The organism is Klebsiella sp. HMSC16C06 (genome assembly GCF_001808325.1).
In the GTDB taxonomy this organism is placed as follows: domain Bacteria; phylum Pseudomonadota; class Gammaproteobacteria; order Enterobacterales; family Enterobacteriaceae; genus Klebsiella; species Klebsiella variicola.
In genome coordinates, this window is sequence record NZ_KV792992.1 from 1 (window position 1) to 4,209 (window position 4,209).

Annotated in this window: 4 protein-coding genes and 4 tRNA genes; 1 reads left to right on the forward strand and 7 read right to left on the reverse strand. The window is 51.1% G+C overall.

Annotated features, from left to right (window positions below; all coding sequences use genetic code 11):
* The 5 genes from HMPREF3142_RS27570 to HMPREF3142_RS07695 form a co-directional block, all read right to left on the reverse strand.
* A partial coding sequence (locus tag HMPREF3142_RS27570; RefSeq protein ID WP_001693590.1) for a GTP-binding protein occupies positions 1–121 on the reverse strand: 121 nt, incomplete at its 3' end.
* Positions 122–236: 115 nt separating this feature from the next.
* Positions 237–312 (reverse strand) — tRNA-Thr (locus HMPREF3142_RS07680).
* Between the two features lie 5 nt (positions 313–317).
* Positions 318–392 (reverse strand) — tRNA-Gly (locus tag HMPREF3142_RS07685).
* Between the two features lie 115 nt (positions 393–507).
* Positions 508–592 (reverse strand) — tRNA-Tyr (locus HMPREF3142_RS07690).
* 10 nt (positions 593–602) lie between these two features.
* Positions 603–678 (reverse strand) — tRNA-Thr (locus tag HMPREF3142_RS07695).
* 418 nt (positions 679–1,096) lie between these two features.
* Between HMPREF3142_RS07695 and coaA the strand changes: the two genes are divergently transcribed.
* On the forward strand, positions 1,097–2,047 hold the full coding sequence (gene coaA / locus HMPREF3142_RS07700; protein WP_012543215.1) for a type I pantothenate kinase: 951 nt from the start codon (positions 1,097–1,099) through the stop codon (positions 2,045–2,047).
* Between the two features lie 26 nt (positions 2,048–2,073).
* Here coaA and birA read toward each other — a convergent pair whose 3' ends face one another.
* Both birA and murB read right to left on the reverse strand, forming a co-directional pair.
* Positions 2,074–3,036 (reverse strand): bifunctional biotin--[acetyl-CoA-carboxylase] ligase/biotin operon repressor BirA, encoded by a 963-nt coding sequence (gene birA / locus HMPREF3142_RS07705; protein WP_070611945.1) that lies wholly within the window; start codon positions 3,034–3,036, stop codon positions 2,074–2,076.
* Positions 3,033–4,061 carry a UDP-N-acetylmuramate dehydrogenase gene (murB, locus tag HMPREF3142_RS07710; RefSeq protein ID WP_008808011.1) on the reverse strand — a complete coding sequence of 343 codons (1,029 nt, stop codon included), beginning with the start codon at positions 4,059–4,061 and terminating at the stop codon, positions 3,033–3,035. Before murB ends, birA begins: the two co-directional genes overlap by 4 nt.
* Positions 4,062–4,209: the final 148 nt, after the last annotated feature.

The window sequence follows — 4,209 nt, forward strand, 5'->3', positions numbered from 1 at the left end:
CGTAGGTTTTAGCCAGAACGGTAGTGATGGCAGCGGTCAGCGTTGTTTTACCATGGTCAACGTGGCCGATAGTACCGACGTTAACGTGCGGTTTTGTACGTTCAAACTTTTCTTTAGACATCGATTGTCCCTCTAAGACACGGATAAATCGGTGATATCACCACATCAACCAGGCAACATGCCCGACTTGTTGAATGAAAATAACAGAAGAGAAACAGGGAAGGAGAGAAAAGAAGTGGTGCTGATACCCAGAGTCGAACTGGGGACCTCACCCTTACCAAGGGTGCGCTCTACCAACTGAGCCATATCAGCACGTCTGGAGCGGGCAGCGGGAATCGAACCCGCATCATCAGCTTGGAAGGCTGAGGTAATAGCCATTATACGATGCCCGCATCCTGAAACTCGGCTACCCAGTTCTTTCTGTAATACTAAAGAGACTGCTCTCTTTAGTATTGAGCTGATTAGTTTACCCAACCAACTCCGGCTACGCAAAGCGTCGCCAGAAAGTGGTGGTGGGGGAAGGATTCGAACCTTCGAAGTCGATGACGGCAGATTTACAGTCTGCTCCCTTTGGCCGCTCGGGAACCCCACCCAAATTGTTATGGTGCCGACTACCGGAATCGAACTGGTGACCTACTGATTACAAGTCAGTTGCTCTACCTACTGAGCTAAGTCGGCATCAAGTAGCGCGCATTCTAGGGAGAGGAGCGAGTTCATGCAACTAAAAATTTGCATAAAACGTTCTCTTGCTCACATTTTGTGCTCTTACACGAAAAAACGGTGTAATTTCAAACAGAGCAGTGCAAATATTCGCCAGCAATCCAGCTCATCAGGAGCGGTTCCAGTCACCCGCTGATGCCCAGGATGTATGCGGACGACTGACAGAAAGGTAACGGGCCGTTAGCACTATCCTGCTGGTTTACTACGAATAAGAAACTTATTCCTCTCTTGTGATGCTGGCGCGAGAAAGCAGCATTCAATGAGTTTTTTTCTTATTATTCCCGGCAATCTGGTGTTACCCTCCTGCCCATTGTCCTGATTAACTCGTGTGAAGCATCGCCGTTTCAACGTATACGGCGATGGTAAGAACATGCTTATGAGCCAAAAAGAGCAGACGTTAATGACACCGTACCTACAATTTAACCGCCACCAATGGGCTGCACTTCGTGATTCTGTCCCGATGACGTTAACCGAGGATGAAATCACGCGGTTAAAAGGCATCAACGAAGATCTCTCTCTGGAAGAGGTTGCCGAGATCTATTTGCCGCTGTCGCGTTTGCTCAACTTCTATATCAGTTCTAACCTGCGTCGTCAGGCTGTTCTCGAACAATTTCTTGGCACCAACGGTCAACGCATTCCCTATATCATCAGCATCGCTGGCAGCGTTGCGGTGGGGAAAAGCACCACCGCGCGTGTACTGCAGGCCTTGCTTAGCCGTTGGCCGGAGCACCGCCATGTTGAACTCATCACTACTGACGGTTTTTTGCACCCTAACTCAGTATTGAAAGAACGCGGATTAATGAAGAAGAAAGGCTTCCCGCAGTCCTATGATATGCATCGACTGGTGAAGTTTGTCTCCGATCTTAAATCAGGTGTACCGCAGGCAACCGCGCCGGTTTATTCCCATCTGATTTATGATGTTATTCCCGACGGCGATAAAACCGTCGCGCAGCCGGATATTTTAATTCTTGAGGGACTCAACGTTCTGCAAAGTGGAATGGATTATCCGCACGATCCTCATCATGTATTTGTATCCGATTTTGTCGATTTTTCTATTTATGTCGATGCCCCGGAAGAATTACTGAAAAGCTGGTATATCAACCGTTTTCTCAAATTCCGAGAAGGGGCGTTTACCGATCCTGACTCCTACTTCCACAATTACGCTAAGCTGTCGAAGGAAGAGGCGGTGGATATTGCCACCTCGCTATGGAACGAGATTAACTTAATGAATCTTAAAGAAAACATCCTTCCAACCCGCGAACGTGCCAGCCTGATCATGACCAAAAGCGCCAATCATTCTGTGAATCAAGTACGCTTACGTAAATAAAGCAAAGGGAGCCGAAGCTCCCTTTTTTATTCTGCGCTGCGCAATGATATTTCACCGCCAACCCAGGCTTTTATTACCCCATCCTGTTCCAGCAATAGTGCGCCTTGCGCATCAATGCCCCGGGAAATTCCATAGATTTCTTTATCACCGATAATGAGTTTTACCGGGCGATGAATAAAGTTATCCAGTTTCTCCCAGCGCGGCAGATAGGGCGCTAACCCTTCCTGCTCGAACAGTTCCAGGCCCAGACGTAGCTCTTTAATCAGGCGCGCGGCGAGGAGGTTGCGGTCGATGACAACCCCCGCCTCCTGAAGGCTTATCCACCCCTGATTGACCACGTCAGACTCCACGCGACGCATCACAAGATTGATACCCGCGCCACTAACGATTTGTGCAGCATCACCCGTTTTCCCGGTCAGTTCCACGAGGATCCCTGACAGTTTACGATCTTGCAGGTAAATATCGTTTGGCCATTTCACACGAACCTGATCGGCCCCGAGTTGCTGCAGAACTTCAGCGATCACGATACCAATCACCAGGCTGAGTCCAATAGCCGCCGCCGGCCCCTGCTCCAGGCGCCAGTACATCGAGAGATAAAGATTGGCGCCAAAGGGCGAGAACCATTTTCTACCTCGCCGTCCTCGCCCTGCCTGCTGATATTCAGCCACACAGGAATCCCCGGATGTCAGCTCATCAAGCCTGTCCAGTAAATACTGGTTAGTGGAGTCAATCACGGGGAGAACCGTCACTCGGCCATGTTCAATCTGTTGGGAAATCTTTTTCTCATCCAACAGATGAATGGGCTCTGGCAGGCTGTAACCCTTGCCTGGCACTGTAAACACATCGACGCCCCAGTCGCGTAAGGTCTGGATATGCTTATTAATCGCCGCCCGGCTCATACCTAACTGCTCACCAAGCTGTTCACCTGAGTGGAACTCGCCATCAGCCAGGATAGAAATCAACGTTAAGGGAATAGTATGGTCTTTCACGCAATGCTCTCCTCTGCGTTGACTTCACCATGCGTTCCAATGAAGCGCACCTCGGGCTGAAGCCATACATCGAATTTCTTACCCACCTGCTGGCGAACGTAATGGGCTAGTTTTACCACGTCCTCGCTGGTCGCTCGATCTTCATTAATGAGTACCAGGGCCTGTTGTCGATGGACGGCCGCGCCGCCAATGCGTTGCCCTTTGAGCTGACATTGATCGATTAACCAGCCCGCGGCCAGCTTGACGGTGCCGTTTGCCTGCGGATAATGCGGCGCCTGGGGGAATTGCGCCAGCAGCGCTTCAGCAACCTGAGCGCTGACGATCGGATTCTTAAAGAAACTTCCGGCATTGCCGTTAATCTTGGGATCCGGCAACTTAGTCATTCGCATATGACAAACGGAATCGAATACCTGCTGCGGGGTGACGGTCTGTGGATCAAGACGCGTTAAATCACCGTAACTCAGTACAGGCTGCCATGCTTTCGCTAACGTTAAACCAATCGCGACGATGGCGTAGCGATCCTGGTATTCATGTTTAAAGATACTGTCACGGTAGCCGAAACGGCATTCCGCCGCTGAAAGACGCTGCTTACGACCCGTTTCCAGCTCAATGCAGTCCACATAGTTGCAAACCCGCTGGAGCTCGACACCGTAGGCGCCAATATTCTGGATCGGCGAAGATCCTGCGCAGCCAGGGATCAATGCCAAATTTTCCAGACCTGGCATCGCATGCTGTAGCGTGAACTGCACCAATTGATGCCAGTTTTCGCCGGCGCCGACGTGCAAGCACCAGGCTTCCGGCGTTTCGCTCACCTCGATCCCCATAATTCGGTTGAGGATCACCGTACCGGCATAGTCGTTCAGAAACAGGACATTACTACCTTCCCCAAGGATCAGCGTGGGTTCGCCTGCCGCGACAGCAGTTTGCCAGGCGCTTAATAACTGCTGCTCAGTTTCGGCGCGTACAATCGTCCTGGCGGAGCGCTCAATGCCAAAGGTATTCCAGGGTTTGAGGGAGTGGTTCATAGTGGCTTCCTGATGCAAAATCGGCGTTAGTTTACCGTATCTGGCGGGGGAAGGCTTGCCTGATTGCAGGGGCAGTGATATTGGGGGCGTTACCGGTAATGATGCGGTGTACCGGTCCGGGCTACAGGTCGTGCAGGGCGGGTGCGAA

Coding starts and splice junctions, on each gene's coding strand:
- coaA (WP_012543215.1), top strand. CDS start 1,097: ATGAGCCAAAAAGAGCAGACGTTAATGACACCGTACCTACAATTTAAC.
- murB (WP_008808011.1), bottom strand. CDS start 4,061: ATGAACCACTCCCTCAAACCCTGGAATACCTTTGGCATTGAGCGCTCC.